Genomic DNA, 21,679 nt, shown 5'->3' on the forward strand with positions numbered 1-21,679 from the left:
AACGATCGGACCAGAAAGTTGGGAACTGTGGGGAAGCGATTCAGCGGCAAAGTCGTCCTGGTGACCGGGGGAGGTTCCGGGATCGGCCGCGCCACGGCGGCGGCTTTCGCGCGCGAAGGCGCTCAGGTCGTCGTTTCCGGTCGTGACGGCGAGAAACTGCGTCAGACGGTCAAGGAGATCGAGGCAGACGGCGGCTCGGCCGACGCGGTGACCGCGGACGTGAGCGCGGGCGCCGAAGTCGAGCGCCTCGTCGTCGAAACCGTGCGGCGGCACGGCAAACTCGACATCGCGTTCAACAACGCCGGTGTCCTCGGCAGTCCCGCGCCGACGGCAGATCTCGACGAAGACGGCTTCACCGCCGTCGTGCAGACGAACATCACCGGCGTCTGGCTGTCCATGAAGCACGAGATCGCGCAGATGCGGGCGAGCGGCGGGGGAGTCATCGTCAACATGTCGTCCAACATCGGCTCGCACATCCGCCTTCCGGGAATGGCCGCGTACGCCGCTTCGAAGGCCGCCGTGGACGTGCTGACCCGGACCGCCGCCCGCGACCACATCGCCGAGGGCATCCGGATCAACGCCGTCAGCCCCGGCGCCACCGACACCGGCATGTCGTTCCGGCCCGGCGAGACCGAGGCCGAGCGTGCCGAACGGCTCGCCTCGGTCATCCCGATCGGCCGGATCGCCGCGGTCGAGGAGATCGCGGCGGCCGTGCTCTGGCTGGCCTCCGACGAATCCGCGTACGTCGTGGGGCACGACATCGTCCTGGACGGCGGTACGAGCGCCTGATCCCTAGCGGTACGCGCGGGGCAGTTCCGGGGAATCGGTGTCCAGCGGCACCGACGCCGACCTGACGAGTCCTAATCGGACGGTCTGGCGTTTCGTCACCGCTTCCAGCGCCCAGTCGGAAGTAGTCAGTCCTCCGTGGGCCAGTCGCCGGTCGCCTTGCGGTAGCCGACCGCGCCCGCGCGTTCGGTGGCCGCCTTCACCGCGCCGAAGATCGCACCCTGCGCGGCCGCCGCGACGATCACCTGCGTCCAGGTGAAATCCCGGTCCGTGGCGCTCGGTGCGTCTTCTTCGCCGCTCACGCGTTTCCAGATCTGCTTGAACGCGATCCCCGCGAGCACTCCGCCCGCGGCACTCACGACCATGTTCAGCGGTTTGTAGAGAACCTTGTTCACGACGAAGACCTCTTTCGCAGGATCAGCCGGATCGCCACCACCAGTGCGAGCGCACCGGCGAAGATCGGAAGGGGGTTCGCGCGGACGACTTCGGTGCCCTGACGGAACTTCTCCGCCGCGGGCTCGGAAACCTTTTCGGAGATCTTGGCGCTGGCCTCGTCCACCTTGGCGTCGAGGTTGTCGTTGACCCTCGACTTCACGTCCATCTTCTTGCCCAGCGCGTCGAGGGTCTCGGTGAGTTCCTCGCGGGTCACGTCGCGATCGGTGCGGGCTTCTTCGGCGTTCTTGGGGAAATCACTCACGAGCGCACTCCTTGTTTGACGGTGTCGACATCCTCGCGGACGCCCTCGATGGCCTCCTCCGGCAGCGGCGGTGTCGCGCTCGTGACCTCCTTCTTGCCGACCATGGCCGAAAGGCCACCGATCACCAGCAGCGCCGCACCGGTCACCACGGCCGCCAGCCACGCGGGCATGACCAGGGCGAGCGCCAGCACCACGGCGGCGATCAAGGTCGCCAGGCCGAAGAGCGCGAAGATCCCGGCCGCGCCGAACAACCCGGCGCCGAGTCCCATGCGCTTCCCTTTGCCCTGCAACTCGAACACGGCCAGGCGCATCTCGTCCCGGACCAAGCGTTTGACCTCGTCACCCAGGTCGGAGACCAGTTCGCCGACCGACTTTTCCGCGGTCGGCTTCCGGCGGGCTTCTTCGATCATGGAGCACCTCCTCGGAGCGTTCTGTCCGCCGGGTACCCGGCGTCGCACGCGATCAATCACGGTGAGTTTCGGCCCCCGGAGCGCCGGGTAGCCGGGGAGTGCCGGCTCGAAAGCACTCAACCGAGGAGGAGGATGCATGAGCACGATCACCGAAATGGTGGACGTCGAAGTCCCAGTGCAGACCGCGTACAACCAGTGGACCCAGTTCGAGACCTTCCCGCATTTCATGGAGGGTGTCGAGGAGATCCGTCAGATCGACGCGACCCACACGCACTGGGTGACCAAGTTCGGTGGTGTGAGCCGGGAATTCGACGCGACCATCACCGAACAGCATCCCGACGAACGCGTCGCGTGGACGTCGGACTCCGGTCCCGACCACGCGGGCGTCATCACCTTCCATCGCCTGGACGACAACAAGACCCGTGTCACGGCGCAGATGGACATCGATCCGGAAGGCTTCGCCGAGAACGTCGCCGACAAACTCGGTCTGCTCGACCGCCGGATCAAGGGCGACATGAAGCGGTTCAAGGAGTTCATCGAGAGCCGCGGTCGCGAGTCCGGCGCGTGGCGCGGTGACGTGGACCGCCCCGGCAGCTGACCAGAGCCCGGCATCTCTCCTGGAAGACGGCGTTTTCCGGGGAGAGGTGCCGGGTATCTCTCGGGGTGAGGTCCACAACGAAGGGAGCGTTCCAGCATGACTACCAACGCGTACGTGGCCTTCCTCGTCATCGGGGTGGCCCTGGTCATGCTCGACGGCCTGATCATCTATCAGAGTGGTAAGCGCTACCTGCGAGGCTCCTATGGCGATCCCGCCGCCGGCGCGTCCATGACCTGGCTCGTCACGGTGCTGTTCCACCTCGCCACTCTGGGTGTCTTGGCCCTGCTGTCGACCATCGACATCGGGGGCAGCGACCTGCCGGGTGTGGTGGGCAGGCTGGGTGTGCTGTTGCTGGTCCTGGCCATCGCGCACGCGATCACGCTCAGTGTGCTTTCGCGCATTCGCGGCGAGCAGGAGGCCGAAGCGGTCATCAACCGCCCCAGGCAGCGTGTCGAGCCCGAGCAGCGGGGCACGACGGTGACGCCGGTGCCCGGCCAGGAAGGCCGTTTCCCGACCGCGAGCCCGTCGATCGAACAGCAGGCGCCCTACACGACGCCGTAGAAAGTCGAGTGCTGGCAGGAGTTTTCGGCCGTGCACGAGATCGAAGACGAACTGTGGGACGAGTTCCATCGCGTGGTCAACATGACCTCGCGGGAGCTGGCCGACTGGCTGCGCACGCGTGACGAGCTGGAACCGGTCGCGGGGGGCAGGCGCACTGGCGGCACAAGCTGATGTCGCTGGGGCACGATCCGCTGAAACCCACGTGAGGTAGTCGAAGCGTGTTGCGAAAGCCTCTTTCACAACGCTGAAGGTTGTGAAAGAGGCTTTCGCAACACACGGAGCCGTGGAGAGGAGCCCACGGTAGCGGTGGGCTACTGGAGAGAGTCCCGAGCGCCACGTTCGAGACGTTGAGCGTCCCGGGCGTGGCGCTCGGGACTCCCGGCACCGCTGGGAGCGGCTACTCCGAGAGCTTTCCTCGCAGCTGTTCCAGCGTCTGTGAGAGAAGCCGGGAAACGTGCATCTGCGAGATGCCGATCCGTTCCGCGATCTGCGTCTGCGTGTACCCGCCGAAGAACCGCATCACGAGGATCGCGCGCTCCCGCTTCGGGAGTTCCCGCAGCAGCGGTTGTAGCGCCTCGTGGTTCTCCACCAGGGCCATCTCGTGGTCTTCCTCGCCGATCGTGTCGGCAAGGGAGAGGGCTTCGGAGGCGTCGTCGTGCACCGGCTTGTCGACCGACAACGTCTGGTACGCCTGGCCGGCGAGCAGTCCTTCGCGCACTTCGTTGACCTCGAGCCCCAGGTACTCCGCGAGTTCGGTCGGTGTCGGCGCGCGGCCGAGACGCTGGGACAACGCGGCGGTGCCCTGGCTGAGCGAGACGTGCAGTTCCTTGAGCCGCCTCGGTACCCGGACCGACCATCCGGTGTCCCGGAAATGCCGCCGGACCTCGCCCATGACCGTGGGTACCGCGAAGGAGAGGAAGTCGTGCCCGCGGCCGGGATCGAAGCGGTCGACCGCGTTGATCAGGCCGATCCTCGCCACCTGCACCAGATCTTCCCGGGGCTCGCCCCGGCCGGAGAATCGGGTGGCGATGTGCTCGGCGAGCGGCAGCAGTTCGGTGACCAGGCGGGCGCGCAGCTCCTGGCGACGCTGGGAATCCTCCGGCAGGGAGGACATCTCCTCGAAGAGCGGTTCGCAGTGGGCGTAGTTGTCCGCCTGCCGCGTGAGTGTCTTGCGCTCCCCGCTCACCCGTCGCTCGTTCCCGGGGCCAGGACGAGCTCGATCGTCGTCGTACCCCCCGGTTCGCCTGGAATCGGTTCGTAGCGTGCCGCCACCGAGCCGGTCAGGGTCGTCAGGACGTGCCAGCCGAACGTCGTCTCGCTCGGCAGGAAGGGTTTCGCCGTCGTCGTCGAGATCGAGACGGCGATCCCCGCCGGTACCTCGTGAAAGACACAACACAGAACGGCTCCCAATTCGGCGGGCTGGACAAGTTGGGAACAGGCTTCGTCGACGGCCATCTTCGCGTCTGAAATGGCGTCCAAGCCGAAGTCCGCACGCGCCACCACACCGTGGGTGAGCGTACGGACGAGAGGGATCTGCTCCGCCTCGGCGGGCAGGCGGAGTTCGACCCGGTCGAACAGGTCGTCCGACTGGGGCCGGGTTTGCGGGGTCAGGCCGCCCCGTCCTTGTGCATCCATTACGAAACCCATCCGTCCGTGGCCGTGAGATACCCGCGGCGGTGATCCGCCGCAGGGCGCGTGATCAACGGCCTAGGGCGCGCTGAAGCTCCTTTTTGGACATCTTCGACCTGCCCCTGACGTCGCGTTTCTTCGCTTCGTTGTAGAGCTGGTCCTTCGTCGGGCCGTTCGGGCCCTGACGGTTGCCGGATCGCTTGCCGCCCCGCCGCTGCGGCGACATGTCCCGAACGGACGTCCGGCTCGCCTCGCGGGACTCGCCCGCCTGCGCGCGGTTCTTGTTGACCGTGCGCGCGGCGATCTCCTCGGCCCGGTCGGTGCTCGCGCCCCGGTCCTTCGCCGAATCCTTGATGTGTTCGAACTGACGTTCTCGTTTGTCGCTCCAACTCTGCTGGGGCATCGCGGCTCCTCTCTTCCCGGATCAAGTACCCCGTTCGATTCGCCGGATAAACGTCCGGTTGGTCCCGGGAACGGCCGGGTACGCGGAGGTCAGACGCGAAGGAGGGTGCGATGCGCATCGGCTACACGCTCATGACCGAACAGGCCGGGCCGAACGACCTGGTGGCGTACGCCACCGGGGCCGAAAAGGCGGGATTCGACTTCGAGGTGATGAGCGACCACTACTCGCCCTGGCTGGACGAGCAGGGCCATTCGCCGTACGCGTGGAGCGTGCTGGGAGCGGTCACCCAGAGTACCGATCAGGTCGAACTGATGACCTTCGTGACCTGCCCCACCATGCGCTACCACCCGGCGGTGGTGGCGCAGAAGGCGGCGACCGTCCAGGCCCTGTCGGATGGCCGGTTCACCCTCGGGCTCGGTGCGGGCGAGAACCTGAACGAGCACGTCGTCGGGCGCGGCTGGCCGTCGGCGAACGTCCGCCACGAGATGCTCGCCGAAGCGGTCCAGATCATCGGCGGGCTGTTCGACGGCGGATACTTCAACTACTCGGGGAACCATTTCCGGGTGGACTCGGCGAAGCTCTGGGACCTTCCGGAACAGCGTGTCCCGATCGCCGTCGCGGTGTCCGGCTCGCAGTCGGTGACCCGGTTCGCCCCGATCGCCGACGCGATGATCGCCGTGGAGGCGGACGCCTCGCTGAGCAGTGAATGGGACGCCACCAAGCTCGGCCCGCCGTCCAGGAAGATCGCCCAGCTGCCGGTGTCCTGGGGTGAGGACCGCGACGCCGCGATCCGGCGGGCGCACGAGCAGTTCCGCTGGTTCGGTGGCGGCTGGAAGGTCAACGCCGAACTGCCGGGGCCCGCGGGGTTCGCCGGGGCGACCCAGTTCGTCAAACCGGAGGACGTCGCGGCGGCCATCCCGTGCGGACCGGACGTCGACGAGATCGTGAAGCAGGTCGGCGAGTTCGAGGCGGCCGGGTTCACCGACCTCGCCCTGATCCAGATCGGCGGTGACCAGCAGGAAGGCTTCCTCCGGTTCGCCGAGGACACCCTGCTCCCGGCGCTGCGGGGCTGAGTCACCCTAACGGAGTAAAGCGGTTGTGTCTCTGAGCACCCGAACGGGGACACCTGTGTTCAACCCCGCGATCGCGGGTACCAGAACGACACATTGTCCTTCACACATAGGGGGAACTGATGAGCAACGAACTCGGATTGCACCCGGTGCCCGACCTGATGCCGGAGAGCCAGGACACGCCGGAGCAGGAGGCGGTACGCCGCAAGGCGGCCATGGCGGTGGCTTCACGGGCGAGGAGCGCCGAGGACTGCGCGACGCTGCTGGACATGCTCGGGCTGCACGACGGCGGCCGCAGTTCGGAAGTGGCCTGACTCAGCGGCCGCGCGCCGCCCCGAGGCCGGCCGCAGGTCCCCAATGTCGTATTAGGGACGCTCGGCGACTCATATGCGACATTGGGAACACTCGCCCGAGCGGAGCGCGTTCGGGAAATCGCTCACCGCATTCGGCGAACGGGGTTGAATTTCCGTTGCGTGAAGGAATTCACCCGGCCGTAGTTCAGTCGTTGTCGCGCTCGGTGGTGTCTGCCAGGATGCTCGTGACCCGAGCCGAAGGAGTTTTCCAGTGGGTAGCCGCCTCAATCCTTACCTCAGCTTCGCCGGTGACGCCCGGCAGGCCTTGGAGTTCTACAAGTCGGTGTTCGGCGGAGAACTTACGCTGCACACGTTCGGCGAGTCCGGAATGGCGGGTTCGCCGGTGGAGGACCAGATCATGCACGGCCAGCTCGAATCGCCGAGCGGCTACACGATCATGGCGTCGGACACGCCGCCGGGAATGGAGCACCGTCCCGGTACGAATATTTCGGTCAGCCTCAGCGGTGATGACGGCGAGGAATTGCGTGGGTACTGGGAGAAAATCTCCTCGGAAGGCACTGTTTCGGTACCGTTCGAAAAGCAGATGTGGGGCGACGAATTCGGTGCCTGCGCCGACAGGTTCGGCATCCAGTGGATGGTGAACGTCGTCCAGTCCTAGGGCATTCCGGCCCTGTCCGATCGGGGCCGAAGCTCCCGACTTCCGGGGACTTGCGGCTCCGATCGCGCGAAACCTGTGATGCCGCCGGCGAAACCGTCGTTCTCCTCACGTGAGGGTTCGGCGGTTCACCGGGAGGCGAGAACATGAACAGGATGGTCGCGGCACTGCTGGTTTCGGCGGGGGCCGCCGCGGTACTGGGCGGCTGTGGGACGACGACCGCCGGGACACCGGTCACGGTCGTGCGGGAGGTCGTGCCGCCGTCGACGACCACCGCGGTCGTCGCGCCGCCGACCACTTCGGTGGTCGTGGTGGAGCCACCGGTGACGGTCACGCGAGCGCCTTCGCTCACGTCGTGCCAGCGCCTGTTCGCCGAGGGGTTCTCGTACACCTACGCGTACAACTCCTGGGTGAACGCCGGACGCCCGCTCAGCTGGGACGCCGACCGCGACGGGTACCCCTGCGAGCAGTCCTACGGCAACCGGAACTAGACCCGCCTTCCCGTTCGGCAAGAAGCCACTAGGCCGGGCGGAACCGGACATCGACCGACGCGAGAGGATCTTCCGTTCCGACTCCGCGCAGCCGGATCGGCGGCCCGCCGGGGTTGACGTACAGCCGGATGCCGTCGCCGAGCAGGACCGGCGCGATGTGCAGGTCGATCTCGTCGATCAATCCCAGTTCGAGCAGCTGGCGGCCGATGTCCGGCGAGAACACCTCGAGGTTCTTCCCGCCCGCCGCCTCCAGTCCGATCCGGACCGCCTCGGCCGGGCCGCAGTCGAGGAAGGTGGCGCCGTCGGTGGGCGTCGCGTCCTCGGGATGGTGGGTGAGGACGAACAACGGTCCCTTCCAGACACCACCGTAGATCCCGCCGGGGTCGGGGTAGGCGTCCCAGCCGTCGCGTCCGCCCAGGACGGCGCCGGTGGTCGAGGCGTACTCGTCGATCAAGCCCGGCCGGAACGTCGTGCCGGTCATCCAGTCCATGCTGTGCCCCGGGCCCGCGACGAAGCCGTCTAGGGACATCGTGAAGTGCCAGAGAACTTTTCCGCCGGCCGTCTGTGGTTCGAACACCCTGCCTCCTGTCGGTCGTGACGACGGGAGCCATCCCGCGCGTCTCGTTGATTGTTCTGCCCGAATCAAGGGTTCCGGTCAACCAATCCCCGGGATGTAGTAGCCCGCGACGAAGCGACGGGCTGTGGGGAGAGGGAATGAGCTCAGCGGAGGGTGTTGTCCTGGTGATCGGCTGCGGGATGCGGCCGTACCGGGAGTACCTGTTGGCGTCGGCCGGGCACCGGCATCCCTTGTGGCTGTTCAACGGGACCGAGCCGGCCTGGCAGGAGCGCTACATCACCGGCGCCACGGTGCTGGACCTGCAGGACCGCGACGCCGTGCTGGCCGCGGCCCGCGCGGTGAACGCGAAGACACCGGTGCTCGGCGTGGTGTCGTGGGACGAGGCGCTGATCGTGACCGCGGCGCACGTCGCGGACGAACTCGGCCTGCCGGGCGCGGGGATCTCCGCGATCGAGGGCTGCCGGGACAAATGGCTCAACCGCAGGACACTCACCGCGGCCGGGGTGACGCAGCCCGACTTCGGTTTCGTGCACGACGAAGAGCAGGCCGTCCGCGTGGCCGACCGGATCGGCTACCCGGTCGTCGTCAAACCGCGCGGGGGCGGGGCCAGCATCGGCGTCAGCTTCGCGGACGACGCGGAGGCGGTGCGGAAGGCGTTCCGGACCGCGGAGGACGCCAGCTTCGGCGGCTCTCCCGCCTACCAGGGCGGCGCGCTGGTCGAGGAGTATCTGACCGGACCCGAGATCAGTGTGGACGGTGCCGTCGTGGACGGTGAGTACACGCCGATGTTCGTCGCGCACAAGACGGTCGGCATGCACCCGTACTTCGAGGAGCTCGGCCACCTGGTCAGCTCCGCGGACGAGCTGCTGGCCGACCCGGTGCTCCGTTCGACGCTGGCCCGCGCGCACAGCGCGATCGACTTCCGGTACGGCATCACCCACACCGAACTCAAGCTCACCGAGCGCGGACCGGTGATCGTGGAGATCAACGGCAGGCTCGGCGGGGACCTGATCCCGTTGCTCGCCCGGTTCGCGACCGGGATCGACCCGGGCGCGGCCGCGGTCGACGTCGCGCTCGGCATGCGTCCCCACATCCCGTACGAGGCCGAGCCCCGCTGGGTCGGGGTGCGGTTCGGCTACCCGAAACAGGACTGCGTCGTCGAGTCCGTGTCCGTCCCGGGTTCCATGCGGGACAACGGGGTCCTCGCCGCCGACGCGCTGGTCGAGCCGGGAGCGCGGATGCGGCTGCCGCCGGCGGAGTTCATCTCGCGGCACGCGTACGTGATCTGCGCGGGCAGCGACCCCGACGACTGTGAAGTGGTGCTGGACAAGGCCATGGCCCAGGTCCGGCTGACCGCGCACCCCCTGCTGCCCTCGGTGGCCGCCGGTGGCTGACCGCGCACGGGCACCGCAGAACACCTTCCAAGCACTCACAACGATGGCGGAGCAAACAATGGCGAACCGTGATGTCGAGCTTCTCGCAGTCGGAGCAGGACCGTCCAACCTGGCACTCGCCGTGGCGCTGGAGGAGCTCGCGCCCGGCCTGGCCCGCGAGTCGGTCCTGCTCGAACGCGACGAGGAGGTCTCCTGGCAGCGGGGCATGCTCCTGCCGGAGGCGCTGTCGCAGGTCTCGTTCCTCAAGGACCTGGTGACCCTGCGCAATCCGTGCAGCCGCTTCTCGTTCCTCAACTACCTGCACGCCACCAACCGGCTCAACGAGTTCGTGAACATGGGCAGCTTCGTCCCGTACCGGGTCGAACTCGCCGACTATCTCAAGTGGACGGCCGATTCACTGGCGCTGGTGGACATCCAGCGCGGCCGTGAATGCCTCGACGTCACTCCCGTGTGGACGGACGGCGTGCTGACCGGCTGGGACACCCGGGTCGCCGACGGCGAGGTCGTCCGCAGCCGGTACCTGGTGGTCGGCGCGGGCCGCGACGCGCGGATCCCCGACCAGCTCCGGACGGTGAACCAGGACCGCGTCATCCACAGCACGCAGTACCTGCCGAGGATCGCCAAGCTGCGCAAGGATCTCCCGTACCGCGTCGCGGTGATCGGCGCCGGCCAGAGCGCGGCGGAACTGTTCAGCACCGTGCAGCAGGACCTGCCCGAGTGCAAGCCGACCATGGTGATGCGTTCGATCGGCCTGAACTACTACGAGAGCAGCAAGTTCAACAACGAGCTGTTCTTCCCGTCCCATGTGGACAAGTTCTTCGACGCGCGACCGGAAGCCCGCGAACAGATGCTCAAGGAGATGCACCACACGAACTACTCCGGGCTGGCGCCGGGCACGATGGACGCGCTCTACCGGTCGATCTACCTGGACCGCCTTTCCGGCCGTTCCCGGCTGCGGATGATCACGATGAGCGACATCACCGACGCGCGCGACGACGGTGACGAGATCGTGCTGGAACTGACCGACCGGCGCACCGGCGAGACGCAGGAACTGCGCACCGACCTCGTCCTGCTCGGCACCGGGTTCTCCCCGGAGATGCCGAGGATGGTCCAGGAGATCGCGAAGTCGATCGGCCTCTCGGAGATCAAGGTGACCCGCGACTACCGGCTGGAGATCGACCAGCCCGCCACCGCGGCCGTCTACCTCCAGGGCGTCAACGAGGCGACGCACGGGATCGCGGACTCGCTGCTCAGCGTCCTCGCCCCGCGCGCCAACGACATCCTGCAGGACATCCTCGCCCACCGCGGGGAAACCCCCGAGGTTCCGCCGCAGCCGACGCAGGACGCCGACCCCGTCGTCGCCACCCGCTGATCATCGAGAAGAAAGAGAACGTCATGGAGATCCGGCCGCTGGAGCGGGAAAAGATGGTCTTCGAGAACGGCGCCTACGGCCAGCGGCTCCTGCCGTGGGCGGCGCTGAACGCGCCGTTCGAGGGCGCCTGGGTCACGGTGCCGGCGCACGGCGCGACGGGTGCGCATTCCCACCACGAGTACGAGATCTTCATCGCCGTCAGCGGCGAGGCGGTCGTCGAGTCCGGGGGAGAGCGCCGCCCCTTCCGGCCCGGCGACATCGAGTTCCACCAGCCCGGCACCGAGCACCGCATCCTCAACGACGGCGCCGAGGACTTCGAGATGTACGCGATCTGGTGGGACACCGACATGACGGCGAAGTTCGCCGCCCGGCACGAGGAGCTGGCGTGACCGACACGAGACCGGTGGTGATCATCGGCGGACCCCCGACGTCCAACGGGGACCTGCACATCGGGCACATCGCGGGCCCGTACCTCGGCGCCGACGTGCACCGGCGGTACCTGCGCGCGGCCGGTCGCGAGGCCGTGTTCGCCTCCTGCACCGACGACAGCCAGACCTACCTCGTCACCAGCGCGGCGAGGGTCGGGCTCACGCCGCCCGAGCTGGTGAAGCAGTCGACCGAGAACATCCAGAGCACGTTCAAGGCGATGGGCGTCGAGGTCGACGGCTTCTCGCCGACCGACGACGGCTACAAGGCGCTCGTCCACGACTATGTGAAGCGCTTGTACGACAAGGGAAAGCTCCGCCTGCGCAAGGTGCGGCTGCCTTACAGCGAGAGCAAGGGCGAGTTCCTGGTCGAAGGGTTCGTCGGCGGCGGCTGCCCGACCTGTCTCGCGGACAGCCGCGGCGGTTTCTGCGAGGGCTGCGGGCATCCGATCGACTTCGACGCGCTCATCGAGCCGTATTCGGTGCTCGACCCGGCCGACGAGGTGACCTACCGCGAGACGGAGATCATGGTCTTCCCCGTCTCGGAATACCGCGAACGGCTCCTCGCCTACTACGAGGAACGTGGACCCGCGTGGAGGCCGCACGTGCTCGGGCTGATGCGGGAGCTGCTGGCCGGGCCGTTGCCGGACTTCGCGATCACGTACCCGGTCAAGTGGGGGCTGCCGGCGCCGTTCCTCCAGACACCCGGACAGCGGCTCAACGCCTGGGTCGAGGGGATGCCCGCCTCGATGTACTGCACCGAGTACGCGCTGCGGCGCAACGGAAAGCCGCAGGCGGGTGACGACGACGCTTGGCTCGTGGAGAACGACGCGCGGGTCGTGGTGTTCATGGGGTTCGACCCGCTGTTCACCTGGGGCGTCGTCCACGTCGCCGAGCTGATCGCCCTGGAGGACCGCTACGTCCTCCCGGACACCCTGCTCGTCAACGAGTTCTACGAACTGGAGAACGAGAAGTTCTCCACCAGCAAGGGACACGTGGTCTGGGCCCGCGAACTCGCGGCCGAGGTACCCCGCGACATCGCGCGGTTCCACCTCAACCTCACCGCTCCCGAGTTCGCCCGCACCAACTTCTCCCGCGCGGCGCTGGAGAAGGTCGCGGGGGAGCGGCTCGTCGCGCCCTGGAACGAGCTCGCCGAGACGCTGGCCAAACTCACCGCCGAGGTCGGCGGGGAGAGCGGCTCGCTCCCGGTTTCGGTCGAGGCCACGGAACGTGCGGCGGCGATGGTCTCCCGGTTCGTCCTGAACTACGAACTCGAGGACTTCAGCCTCAGCCGGGCCGCCGATCTGATCGTGCAGCACGTCGGGCGCCTGCGCGCGGCGACCGAACGCACGCTGAAGGGCAACCTCGACCAGGAGGTGCTCCGCGGCGCGCTGGGCGACCTCTTCCTCGAACTGCGGGCCCTGATCGGCTGCGCCTCGCCGATCCTGATCGACCTCACCGCGCGCGCCGCCGAAGCGGGCGGGTTCGACCTCCGGATCGACCCGGACGCCTTCGACGTCACGCACACCACGGCGTTCGCCGTGCCACCACTGGAATTCCCCCCGACGAGCGAGGCCTGAGACCCCATGTCACTCGACAGCACCCTCACCCCCGACGCGGTCCGGAGTTCCCGGCTCGCCGAACGCCTGCTGGTCCCGGCAGGGTTCGTCACCACGGCGGGCAACGCGTTCCAGATCACCGCCGCCGCGATCCTCGTCTTCCACGCCGAGCAGACCACCCTCGCCGTCGGCTGGCTGTTCATCGCGGTGTCGATCCCGCAGGTCGCGCTCGCGCTGCTGTTCGGCAAGCTGGTCGACAAGGTCGACCGGCGGATGCTGTGCATCGCCGCGGACCTGGTCAGCGCGATGACCGCGTTCGCCCTGCCGGTCTGGCTGTGGATCGGCGGCCCGGCGAACCTGGGTTCCTACATAGCGAACTTCATGCTCGCCTGCACCGCCGCGCTGTTCATGCCCGCGAGCAACGGCTTGATCAAGGAACGCATCCGCGACGAGCGGCTCGGGAAGTTCAACTCGCACTTCGAAATGGCGAGCAACGCCGGCATGCTGATGGCGTCCTCGCTCGCCGGGTTCCTGGTGATCTGGTTCGGTGCCACCCCGCTGTTCGTGTTCAACTCGCTCAGCTTCATCCTGTCGGCCGTCCTCGTCTACGCGATCGGCCGCAAACCCGCCAAACCGCTGGTGGTCGCCGAAGCGACGGCCGACGACTCGGCGGCACCGGTCGAGGTCCTCGTGCGCCAGCCGGTCAAGCGGCTCGCGCTGTTGTACGCCAACGGGAACATCGGCCTGATGGTCGCCAACGTCATCCTGACGACACTGATCCTGCAGACCTTCAACCAGGGCGCGTGGATGATCGGCGTGGTCGACGCGCTGGCCGGGGTCGGCTTCATCGTCGGCGCCGCCGCGTACGGCAAGGTCAGCAAGCGGTTCAAGGGAATCCACCTGGCCGTGCTCGGCACGCTCGGGAACCTGATCTGCCTCGCGATCCAGCCGCTGCACTACATCGCGCTGATGGCGGCGATCCCGTTCGCCGGGTTCTGCTTCGCCCAGGGCCGGATCGCCGCCCGGACCCTGCTGATGCGCGCGAGCCCGGAGGACCGGGTCGGCCGGATCTTCGGCGGTACGCAGGCGGTCGGCCTCGGCCTCGGTGTCGGGGCGACCGTCGGGTTGTCGGCGCTGGCGGACGCGACCACCGTGCCCTACGCGTTCTGGGGCCTGGCGATCCTGCAGGGCGCGATCGTGATCGGCACCTACTTGAGTCTGGCGAAACCGCTGTCGGCGCAGGAGAAGAAGCAGCCGGCCGAGGTTCTCGAAGCGACCGCCGCCTGAGCGCGGACCGAATTCGGAGGAAGCGAAAGTCATGACGGACAAGCCGATCAAGGGTGGCGTCGCCACCTGGGCCTGCCTGCCCGGGTTCCCGCCCGCGGTGATCTTCCCCTTCACCCCGGGCGAGCGCTTCGGCGTGCGGAGCCTCTACGAGTTCCAGATGCTGATGTACCGGCCGCTCTACTGGCTGGGCCGGGACGGCGCGCCGGAGATCGACTGGGACCTCAGCGTCGGCGAAGAGCCGGTGTGGGACGAGACCGGCCGCACCTGCACGGTCCGGATCAAACCGTGGAAGTGGTCCAACGGCGAGACGGTCTGCGCGGACAACGTCATCTTCTGGATGAACATGCTGAAGGTGAAGGGGCCGAGGTTCGGCGCCTACTCCGAGGGCTACTTCCCGGACAACCTGGTGTCGTTCGAGAAGGTCGCCGACGACAAGGTGAGCTTCACCTTCGACAAGGCGTACTCGACGAACTGGGTGCTGCTGAACCAGCTCACCATGATCACGCCGATGCCGAAGGCGTGGGACCGCACCGCGGACGGCCCGGCCGACGCGACGCACGACATCGACCAGGCCGAGGCGGTCTACGAGTTCCTGATGGCGGAGAACGGCGACGTCGTCGAAGAGGACAACTCGCACCGCACGCGCTGGGCCGACAGTCCTGTGTGGAGTGTCGTCAACGGACCGTGGCGGCTCAAGAGCTACACCGAGGACGGCGTCGTCACCTTCGTCCCGAACGAGCACTACAGCGGACCCAACCCGGCGCACCTCGACGAGCTGCGCCAGGTCTCGACGACGTCGGACGAGCAGCAGTACGAGCTGCTGCAGTCCGGTGACGTCCAGGTCGGCTTCCTGCCGCCGGGGATGGGCGTCCAGCCGGACGGCGACCCGACCAAGGGCGGGCCGAACCCACTTGGCGACGGCTTCCAGCTGGAACCGCAGATCCTGTTCAACATCAACTTCATGGCCGTCAACTTCAGCAACCCGACGGTGGCCGGGCACCTGATCAGGCAGCCGTACGTCCGGCAAGCCCTCCAAAGTTGCTTCGACCAGGAGTACGGGGCCCGCGAGGTCTACCAGGGCTACGGCTGGAGCCAGACCGGGTCGATCCCGGTGCTGCCCAAGAGCGACCTCGTGTCGCCGAAGATCGCCGAGCGCGGCGGGTTCTGGCCGTTCGACCTGGAGAAAGCGCGAGAGCTGCTCGCCGACAACGGCTGGGACGTCAGCGCATCACCCGCGGTGTGCGTGCGTCCCGGCACCGGGCCCGGTGAAGCGGGCGAAGGCATCCCGGCAGGCACCGAGCTGAGTTTTTCCCTGCGCTACTGGGAAGGACGACCTTCGCTGGCGCGGCTCATGGCGCAGTTCCGGGACGACGCGGCCAAGGCCGGGATCGAGATCCGGCTCGAAGAGGTGATGGGTTCGGTCCTGGTGGCGGAGGACGGTCCCGGCGAGAAGCGGATGTGGCAGCTGTCCTGCTGGGGCGGCGGCTGGGTCTACAACTACCCGACCGGCGAGAACCTCTTCCAGAGCGGTGCCGCCTGCAACTTCAGCAACTGGCGCGACGCCAAGGCGGACGAGCTGATCGCGAAGACGGTCACCACGGACTCCCTCGAAGCGCTGTACGAGTACCAGGAGTACATCGCCGAGCAGGCGCCGGTGATCTTCATGCCGACGTTCCCGCGCCGGCTGTTCGAGGTCGCGGGCAACCTGCGCGGGTTCTCGCCGATCAACCCGTACGGGCTCATCAACCCCGAGAACTGGTACTACATCGACGACACAGCGGATGGTGCGTCATGACTCGCCCGGTGATCCTGGTCGGCTTTGTGGCGGCCGCGCTGGGTTCGTCCATCAAGGACTTCCAGCCGGACGGTTCGGTCATCTTCGTCGAGGAGCCCGACGTCGTCCGCAAACGCAACGCGCGGGAGACGGTCGCCGGTTCGGCGCTGGTGCGCGAACTGATCGAATGGGAGTTCCACCTCCCCGGCAAGGCGGACGAGTTCTACCACGTCCACCGCGACCTCGACCCGGCCGCGGTGGTCCCGCTGACCGAGTACGCGACCCCGTTCGCGGCCCGGCTCGCGGAACGCTACGGCCTGCCTGGCGCGGGCTTCGGGGCAGCGCAGATCCTGCGGGACAAGGGCGTGCTGCGCCTGGTCAGCCGGGCGGCGGGGATCGCGAATCCGGCGTCGGCCCGCGTCGAAAGCCCGGAGCAGGTCCGCGAGTTCATGGCGCGGCATCCGGGGAAGATCGTGCTCAAACCCGCGAACCGGCAGGCGTCGGTGGGAACGCAGGTGCTCAGCGACCCGGCCGAGGCCGAACAGGCGTGGGCGAACTGCGTCGTGCAGGACGAGGGCATTTTCGTCCCGGATCGCGCCATGGACCTGAAGATGCTGGCCGAAAGCTTCGTCGACGGCGACGAGTACAGCGTCGAAATGCTGCTGAGGGACGGCGAACCGCTGTTCGCCAACGTCACCGGCAAGCAGTTGTTCCCCGGGCCGCGTCCGGTGGAGCTCGCCCACATCGTCCCCGCCGACATCCCGGACGAGCTCACCGCGACGCTGAACGAGGAGACGCGGCGGCTCACCGGGGCGGCCGGGTTCCGCACCGGGATCGTCCACTGTGAATGGATCGTCTCCGACGGTGTCCCGTACCTGGTCGAATGCGCCGGCCGGTTCGCGGGCGACGGCATCATCGAGCTGATCCAGCGCGCCTATCCGGTGGAGCTGAACCGCGCCTACTTCTCGGTGATGAAGGACGAGCCGGTCGTGGACGTGCTGCCGCGCAAGGCCGAACGCGGCGCCGCGGTCCGGTTCGTGTCCATCGAGCCGGGGCTCATCGAGGACGTGCGCGGGGTGGAGAAGGCGTCGCAGGCGGAGGGCGTCTTTCTTTGCGACGTCAGTGTTTCGGCCGGTGACCGGTTCGACGGGCTGCGCAGCTCGTGGGACCGCGTCGGCGATCTGATGGTGACCGCGGACAGTCCGGCGGAGGCCTTGCGCCTGGCCGAGGACGCGGTCGTGCTGATCGAGATCGACGTGCGGCCGGACGGCGAGGAGAGGGAGAAAGCCGCACGATGAGTATCGAAGCCGTCCAGCCCTCGCTCCCGGACGCCGGTCTCGACGTGGTCGTGACCGGGCTCTCGTCCGACGCGCACACCTGGAACCTGGTGTACCTGGAGCTGTTGCTGGAGGAACTGGGCTGCCGGGTCACCAATCTCGGCGCCTGCGTCCCGGACGCGACGATCGTGCGCGAATGCGCCGTCCGGCGGCCGGACCTGGTGGTGATCAGCAGTCTCAACGGGCACGGCTGCCAGGACGGCGTCCGGCTGATGGACACCTTCCGCGCGCACGCGGACCTGGTCACGACGCCGGTCGTCATCGGCGGGAAGCTCGACGTCATCGGCGGCAGCAACGCGGCACGGCTGCTGGAGGCCGGCTTCGACGCGGTGTTCGAGGACTCGGGCGGGCTGACCCCGTTCCGTACCTTCCTCCGCACCTTGTCCGTGCGCACCTCCGGTGTCCCGCTGGGCGCGGGATGAACGTGCTCACCCCGCGACGGGGACTTTCGTTCGGCGAGGTGGTGGCGCGCCACCACGCCGAAGGGGATCTGGTCGTCCAGCCCCGGATGGGGTTCGCCGATCCGGGGCGGATGACCAGGGGGCTGCTGGCGACCCGGTCGGCCCGGGCCGCGACGGTCGGGACCATCACGATCGACAGCTACACCAGGGTCGGCGACCACGAGGCGGCCCGCGCGGCGCTGGCGGCCGGCGCCGATCTCAACGGGTACCCGCTCGTCGACCACGATCCCGTGACGACGACGGCGTTGCTCGACGGCGTGCTGACCAGGGATTTCCCGGTGCAGATCCGGCACGGTTCGGCGGATCCCCGCCGGATCGTGCGGACGCTGCTGGACTTCGGGCTGCACGCGACCGAGGGCGGGCCGGTGTCGTACTGCCTGCCGTACAGCCGGATGCCGCTGTCCGCGGCCGTCGACAACTGGCGGCGTTCGTGCGAAACGCTGGCCGAAGCCCGGGGGCCCGAGCTGGAGCCGCATCTGGAGACGTTCGGCGGCTGCATGATGGGCCAGCTGTGCCCGCCCGCGCTGCTGGTCGCGCTGAGTGTGCTGGAGGGGATCTTCTTCTGGCGGCACGGGATCCGGTGCCTGTCCTTCAGCTACGCGCAGCAGACCCACGCCGGGCAGGACGAGGAGGCGGTCGCCGCGCTGCAGGCGCTGATCAGGGAATACGTGCCGCACGCGCGCACGCATGTGGTGATCTACGGCTACATGGGCGTCTACCCGAGGACTCCCGGCGGCGCGCTGGCGCTGATCGCGGAGTCCGCGCGGCTGGCCGCCCGCACCGGGTCGAGCAGGCTGATCGTCAAGACCACCGCCGAGGCGCACCGGCTGCCGACCGTGGCGGAGAACGTGACCGCGCTGGAGCACGCCGCCGAGGCCGCCAGTGGTGTCTCGCGGATCGGCCATCTCGGCGACACCGGGATCCACGCGCAGGCGAAAGCGTTGGTGGACAACGTTCTTTCGCTCGACGGCGATCTCGGCAGGGCCTTGGTCACCGCGTTCGCGCGGGGGCAGCTGGACGTCCCGTTCTGCCTGCACCCGGACAACGCCGGCCGGGCGCGCGGACGGCTGGACGCGAACGGGCGCCTGGAATGGCAGCGGATCGGCGCGATGCCACTGGGCGATCTCGTCGACCTGCCCGCGGACCGGCGGATGACCTCGGGCGATCTGCTGGACGCGCTCCGGTACGTCGAGCGGACGTTCGACGAGAAGTACGGGATGCCCGGAATCGAAACCGCGAAACTGATACAGGGGAGCAGAACATGACCGGAACACCGGAAGCGGCGCTGCCGCCGGGCACCCGCGAGCACCTGACGTCACCGGTGACGCAGGCGGCGTTGCGCATCCAGAACAGCATCACCGCGGGCACCCGCGAATACCTCGGCATGAACGGGTTCGTGGAGCTCCAGCCGCCGCTGATCGGGCCGGTCACCGACCCGGGATGCCGCGGCGCCAAACAGGTCGACGTCGACTACTACGGGCACAAGTACAAGATGATGACCAGCGTCATCCTGTACAAGCAGGCGTCGCTGCTCGCGTTCGACAAGATCTTCTACGTCGCGCCGAACGTGCGGCTGGAACCGCTGGAGACCTCGACCACCGGACGACATCTGGTGGAGTTCACCCAGATCGACGTCGAGGTCGCGCGGGCGAGCCGCGAGGACGTCCTCGACCTGGCGCAGGGCCTGCTCCGGCATGTGGTGACCTACACGCTGCGAGAGTCCAAAGTGGACCTGGCCACTCTCGGCCGGGACCCGGAGGCGTTCACGGCGCTCCTGGACGAGGACTTCGAGCGGATGACGCACCGCGAGGCGGTGTCACGGTTGCAGGGGCTGCTGCACGGCCAGAGCGCCGACGCGGAGATCGACTGGCAGGGCGAGCGGATCATCTCCGGGCAGACGAACCGGCCGTTCTTCATCGTCGACTACCCGAAGGGATCGCGCGGGTTCACCGACGGCGAGTCGAGCACCGAACCGGGCGTGCTGCGGAACTTCGACCTCATCGCTGCGGAAGGGTTCGGCGAGCTGTGCAGTGGCGGTGAGCGCACGCACGAGTACCGGCGGCTGATCGAACGGATGCGGGAGACGGGGGAGAATCCGGCGAAGTACGCCTGGTACCTCGACCTCGCGCGCGAAGGACTGCCGCCGAGCGCGGGCTTCGGGATGGGGCTGGAACGGGTGACGCGCTACATCGCCGGGCTGGACGCGATCTGGCAGGCCAACGCGTACCCGAAGCTGCCCGGGATCGCGGCGCCGTGATCACTGCGCGGCAGCTCCCCGAAGACGCGATCCGCGCCAGGGCGCGGGAAGGCAGCGCGGCGATCTTCCCCGACGTCGGGGGATACGGCCGGTCGCTGTTCGGCGCGGACGTCGACAGTCCGCCGGACGAACTCGACCGCGCGAGGATCGTGCCGCCGGTATTCGTCCCGCGGCGCCTGGAGAAGATGTTCGACCTCGCGCGTGAACCGGTCTACGGCGATGTCGGTCTCTCGACGGTTCTGGGCGGCTTCACCGCGCCGTCGCCGGTCTTCCTGTGCGCGTTCGGATCCACGCAGGTGGCGGGCAGCGGTCTCGGGATCGCCGCGAGCGAGCAGGCGGGCAGGCTCGGGATGCCGATGGTGATCGGCGAGAACGTGGTGCCCATGCACGGATACGGCCGGATGGGCGAAAGCGCGGAGGACGGTCTGCTCGGCCGGATCCGCGCGTACGCCGGCGCGGTGCCGGACGGGCTGGGCGGCGTCGTGGTGCAGCAGAGCACCGAAGACGCCGACGCCGAGGTGTGGAACCTCGTCTACAGCGACCCGTCCGCGACGAAACTGCTGGAAACCGGGCGGCTGGCGTTCGAGCTCAAGGTCGGCCAAGGCGCCAAGCCGGGGCTCGGCGGGATGACCGTGCTCTCGCGCACGGCCGCCGGCGAGATCGCCGAACAGTACACAGTGGACGAAACGTTCGGCACGGACACCGCCATGGTGCTGCGCTCGAGCAGCCCCGGCACGTTCACCGGCGAGATCCTGCGCCAGCAGATCCACCTGATGCGCAACAACTACCCGCGCGCACGGGCCTGGGTGAAACTGCACCCGGGTCGCGACGTCGGCGAAGCCGCGCGGGTCGCTTGGGCGGCGGGCGCGGACGCCGTCACCGTGGACGGAGCCGAGGGCGGCACCGGCTGGGCGCCGTCGGTGTTCCTCGACCAGGTCGGGTTGCCGCTGGTGGAATGCCTGCGCCGGGTCGGCAAGCACGACGCGTCGCTGCTGGTTTCGGGGCGGATCTGGGAAGGGGCCCGTGCGCTGAAGTGCCTTGCCATGGGCGCCTCCGCGGTCGGCCTCGGCCGGGCTGCACTGCTCGCCGTCGACGAGGACGCGACCGAAGGGCTCGTGCGGCTGGTGCGGTGTCTCGAACTCGAACTCCGGCTGCTCACCAGCGCGCTCGGGAAGTACGACCTCGCGGAACTCACCTCGGACGACCTCTGGTTCCCCGGCTCTCCCGGACGAATGGAGCAGGACGGATGATCAACTACGACGGCAAGCGGTTCCGTAAGGTCAGCACCGACCCGAACGCGCCGGTCACCCTGTACCGGCAGAGGGACGACCTGGTGTGGGCCGAGCTGACCGGCGGCGGCGTGCGGCTCGGGTCGCTGACCGGGAAGTGCGGCGAGGACGGGACGATCGACATGGCCTACACGATGGTGCTGGCCAGTGGTCAGGTGATCTCGGGGCACAGCACGAACACCCCGGAGTTCCTGCCGGACGGGCGGATCCGGCTGAACGAGGTGTGGGAGCGGTACGGGACCAATGGCTCCCGTGGTACGTCGGCGATCGAGGAGGTCGCGGAGTAGGTCCGGCGGTTTGCGCGTGAAGGCCCCCTTCCCTCGGCTCAGCCGA

26 protein-coding genes and 1 pseudogene are annotated in these 21,679 nt (G+C 68.3%); 20 read left to right on the plus strand and 7 right to left on the minus strand.

Annotation, left to right across the window (positions count from 1 at the left end):
* The first annotated feature begins 27 nt into the window (after window positions 1-27).
* The gene (locus tag B0293_RS03225) at window positions 28-789 is read left to right on the plus strand and encodes a glucose 1-dehydrogenase (RefSeq protein ID WP_005163908.1); all 762 of its coding nucleotides are present in this window, start codon (window positions 28-30) and stop codon (window positions 787-789) included.
* A gap of 125 nt (window positions 790-914) precedes the next feature.
* Here the strand turns inward: B0293_RS03225 and B0293_RS03230 are convergent, their stop codons facing one another.
* From B0293_RS03230 to B0293_RS03240, 3 genes are read right to left on the minus strand one after another with little or no spacing between them, the layout of a single operon-like run.
* A complete protein-coding gene (locus B0293_RS03230) occupies window positions 915-1,181 on the minus strand; it encodes a DUF4235 domain-containing protein (protein ID WP_005163906.1) in 267 nt (88 codons plus the stop codon).
* Window positions 1,178-1,483, minus strand: a complete 306-nt coding sequence (locus B0293_RS03235) for a DUF3618 domain-containing protein (RefSeq protein ID WP_005163904.1) — start codon at window positions 1,481-1,483, stop codon at window positions 1,178-1,180. The genes B0293_RS03230 and B0293_RS03235 overlap by 4 nt, the downstream gene beginning before the upstream one ends.
* A complete protein-coding gene (locus tag B0293_RS03240; protein ID WP_005163897.1) occupies window positions 1,480-1,893 on the minus strand; it encodes a phage holin family protein in 414 nt (137 codons plus the stop codon). The genes B0293_RS03235 and B0293_RS03240 overlap by 4 nt, the downstream gene beginning before the upstream one ends.
* Before the next feature lie 136 nt (window positions 1,894-2,029).
* Here B0293_RS03240 and B0293_RS03245 point away from each other — a divergent pair, with 136 nt between their 5' ends.
* The 3 genes and pseudogenes from B0293_RS03245 (at window position 2,030) to B0293_RS42880 (ending at window position 3,258) form a co-directional block, all read left to right on the plus strand.
* A complete protein-coding gene (locus B0293_RS03245; protein WP_005163895.1) occupies window positions 2,030-2,491 on the plus strand; it encodes an SRPBCC family protein in 462 nt (153 codons plus the stop codon).
* Window positions 2,492-2,587: 96 nt separating this feature from the next.
* Complete coding sequence (locus B0293_RS03250; protein ID WP_005163894.1) at window positions 2,588-3,052, plus strand: hypothetical protein; 465 nt, start codon at window positions 2,588-2,590, stop codon at window positions 3,050-3,052.
* Window positions 3,053-3,133: 81 nt separating this feature from the next.
* Window positions 3,134-3,258: pseudogene (locus B0293_RS42880) on the plus strand (hypothetical protein).
* 191 nt (window positions 3,259-3,449) lie between these two features.
* On the opposite strand, the gene B0293_RS03255 reads toward B0293_RS42880, so the two are convergent.
* The 3 genes from B0293_RS03255 to B0293_RS03265 form a co-directional block, all read right to left on the minus strand.
* Window positions 3,450-4,238 carry a SigB/SigF/SigG family RNA polymerase sigma factor gene (locus tag B0293_RS03255; RefSeq protein WP_005163891.1) on the minus strand — a complete coding sequence of 263 codons (789 nt, stop codon included), beginning with the start codon at window positions 4,236-4,238 and terminating at the stop codon, window positions 3,450-3,452.
* Window positions 4,235-4,687 carry an ATP-binding protein gene (locus B0293_RS03260; RefSeq protein WP_005163890.1) on the minus strand — a complete coding sequence of 151 codons (453 nt, stop codon included), beginning with the start codon at window positions 4,685-4,687 and terminating at the stop codon, window positions 4,235-4,237. The genes B0293_RS03255 and B0293_RS03260 overlap by 4 nt, the downstream gene beginning before the upstream one ends.
* A 64-nt stretch (window positions 4,688-4,751) precedes the next feature.
* Complete coding sequence (locus B0293_RS03265) at window positions 4,752-5,084, minus strand: hypothetical protein (protein WP_005163889.1); 333 nt, start codon at window positions 5,082-5,084, stop codon at window positions 4,752-4,754.
* 110 nt (window positions 5,085-5,194) lie between these two features.
* On the opposite strand from B0293_RS03265, the gene B0293_RS03270 reads away from it, so the two are divergent.
* From B0293_RS03270 to B0293_RS03285, 4 genes are all read left to right on the plus strand, one after another.
* Complete coding sequence (locus B0293_RS03270; RefSeq protein ID WP_005163888.1) at window positions 5,195-6,157, plus strand: TIGR03557 family F420-dependent LLM class oxidoreductase; 963 nt, start codon at window positions 5,195-5,197, stop codon at window positions 6,155-6,157.
* 119 nt (window positions 6,158-6,276) lie between these two features.
* The gene (locus tag B0293_RS03275) at window positions 6,277-6,468 is read left to right on the plus strand and encodes a hypothetical protein (protein ID WP_005163887.1); all 192 of its coding nucleotides are present in this window, start codon (window positions 6,277-6,279) and stop codon (window positions 6,466-6,468) included.
* Window positions 6,469-6,718: 250 nt separating this feature from the next.
* Window positions 6,719-7,126 carry a VOC family protein gene (locus tag B0293_RS03280; RefSeq protein ID WP_005163886.1) on the plus strand — a complete coding sequence of 136 codons (408 nt, stop codon included), beginning with the start codon at window positions 6,719-6,721 and terminating at the stop codon, window positions 7,124-7,126.
* A gap of 143 nt (window positions 7,127-7,269) precedes the next feature.
* The gene (locus B0293_RS03285; protein WP_245192037.1) at window positions 7,270-7,614 is read left to right on the plus strand and encodes a hypothetical protein; all 345 of its coding nucleotides are present in this window, start codon (window positions 7,270-7,272) and stop codon (window positions 7,612-7,614) included.
* Window positions 7,615-7,642: 28 nt separating this feature from the next.
* Here the strand turns inward: B0293_RS03285 and B0293_RS03290 are convergent, their stop codons facing one another.
* On the minus strand, window positions 7,643-8,191 hold the full coding sequence (locus tag B0293_RS03290) for a dihydrofolate reductase family protein (RefSeq protein WP_005163884.1): 549 nt from the start codon (window positions 8,189-8,191) through the stop codon (window positions 7,643-7,645).
* Window positions 8,192-8,328: 137 nt separating this feature from the next.
* Here B0293_RS03290 and B0293_RS03295 point away from each other — a divergent pair, with 137 nt between their 5' ends.
* The 12 genes from B0293_RS03295 to B0293_RS03350 are packed head-to-tail and all read left to right on the plus strand — an operon-like array spanning window position 8,329 to window position 21,633.
* On the plus strand, window positions 8,329-9,585 hold the full coding sequence (locus B0293_RS03295; protein WP_039919193.1) for an ATP-grasp domain-containing protein: 1,257 nt from the start codon (window positions 8,329-8,331) through the stop codon (window positions 9,583-9,585).
* 58 nt (window positions 9,586-9,643) lie between these two features.
* Window positions 9,644-10,957 carry a lysine N(6)-hydroxylase/L-ornithine N(5)-oxygenase family protein gene (locus tag B0293_RS03300; protein ID WP_005163882.1) on the plus strand — a complete coding sequence of 438 codons (1,314 nt, stop codon included), beginning with the start codon at window positions 9,644-9,646 and terminating at the stop codon, window positions 10,955-10,957.
* 23 nt (window positions 10,958-10,980) lie between these two features.
* The gene (locus B0293_RS03305; protein ID WP_005163881.1) at window positions 10,981-11,346 is read left to right on the plus strand and encodes a cupin domain-containing protein; all 366 of its coding nucleotides are present in this window, start codon (window positions 10,981-10,983) and stop codon (window positions 11,344-11,346) included.
* The gene (locus B0293_RS03310; protein WP_005163876.1) at window positions 11,343-12,962 is read left to right on the plus strand and encodes a class I tRNA ligase family protein; all 1,620 of its coding nucleotides are present in this window, start codon (window positions 11,343-11,345) and stop codon (window positions 12,960-12,962) included. Before B0293_RS03305 ends, B0293_RS03310 begins: the two co-directional genes overlap by 4 nt.
* A gap of 6 nt (window positions 12,963-12,968) precedes the next feature.
* Window positions 12,969-14,228 carry an MFS transporter gene (locus tag B0293_RS03315; protein ID WP_005163874.1) on the plus strand — a complete coding sequence of 420 codons (1,260 nt, stop codon included), beginning with the start codon at window positions 12,969-12,971 and terminating at the stop codon, window positions 14,226-14,228.
* 31 nt (window positions 14,229-14,259) lie between these two features.
* Entirely contained in the window at window positions 14,260-16,023 is a 1,764-nt protein-coding gene (locus B0293_RS03320; protein WP_005163873.1) for an ABC transporter substrate-binding protein, read from the plus strand.
* Entirely contained in the window at window positions 16,020-17,300 is a 1,281-nt protein-coding gene (locus B0293_RS03325; protein WP_005163870.1) for an ATP-grasp domain-containing protein, read from the plus strand. The genes B0293_RS03320 and B0293_RS03325 overlap by 4 nt, the downstream gene beginning before the upstream one ends.
* On the plus strand, window positions 17,297-17,761 hold the full coding sequence (locus tag B0293_RS03330; RefSeq protein ID WP_005163868.1) for a cobalamin B12-binding domain-containing protein: 465 nt from the start codon (window positions 17,297-17,299) through the stop codon (window positions 17,759-17,761). Before B0293_RS03325 ends, B0293_RS03330 begins: the two co-directional genes overlap by 4 nt.
* Window positions 17,758-19,065 (plus strand): glutamate mutase subunit E, encoded by a 1,308-nt coding sequence (locus tag B0293_RS03335; protein ID WP_005163867.1) that lies wholly within the window; start codon window positions 17,758-17,760, stop codon window positions 19,063-19,065. Before B0293_RS03330 ends, B0293_RS03335 begins: the two co-directional genes overlap by 4 nt.
* Window positions 19,062-20,057, plus strand: coding sequence for an asparagine synthetase A (locus B0293_RS03340; protein ID WP_005163866.1), 996 nt, complete (start codon window positions 19,062-19,064; stop codon window positions 20,055-20,057). The genes B0293_RS03335 and B0293_RS03340 overlap by 4 nt, the downstream gene beginning before the upstream one ends.
* Window positions 20,054-21,307 (plus strand): glutamate synthase-related protein, encoded by a 1,254-nt coding sequence (locus B0293_RS03345; RefSeq protein ID WP_005163864.1) that lies wholly within the window; start codon window positions 20,054-20,056, stop codon window positions 21,305-21,307. The genes B0293_RS03340 and B0293_RS03345 overlap by 4 nt, the downstream gene beginning before the upstream one ends.
* Window positions 21,304-21,633 (plus strand): hypothetical protein, encoded by a 330-nt coding sequence (locus B0293_RS03350; RefSeq protein WP_005163862.1) that lies wholly within the window; start codon window positions 21,304-21,306, stop codon window positions 21,631-21,633. The genes B0293_RS03345 and B0293_RS03350 overlap by 4 nt, the downstream gene beginning before the upstream one ends.
* Window positions 21,634-21,679 lie beyond the last annotated feature (46 nt).

The organism is Amycolatopsis azurea DSM 43854, from assembly GCF_001995215.1.
Lineage (GTDB): Bacteria > Actinomycetota > Actinomycetes > Mycobacteriales > Pseudonocardiaceae > Amycolatopsis > Amycolatopsis azurea.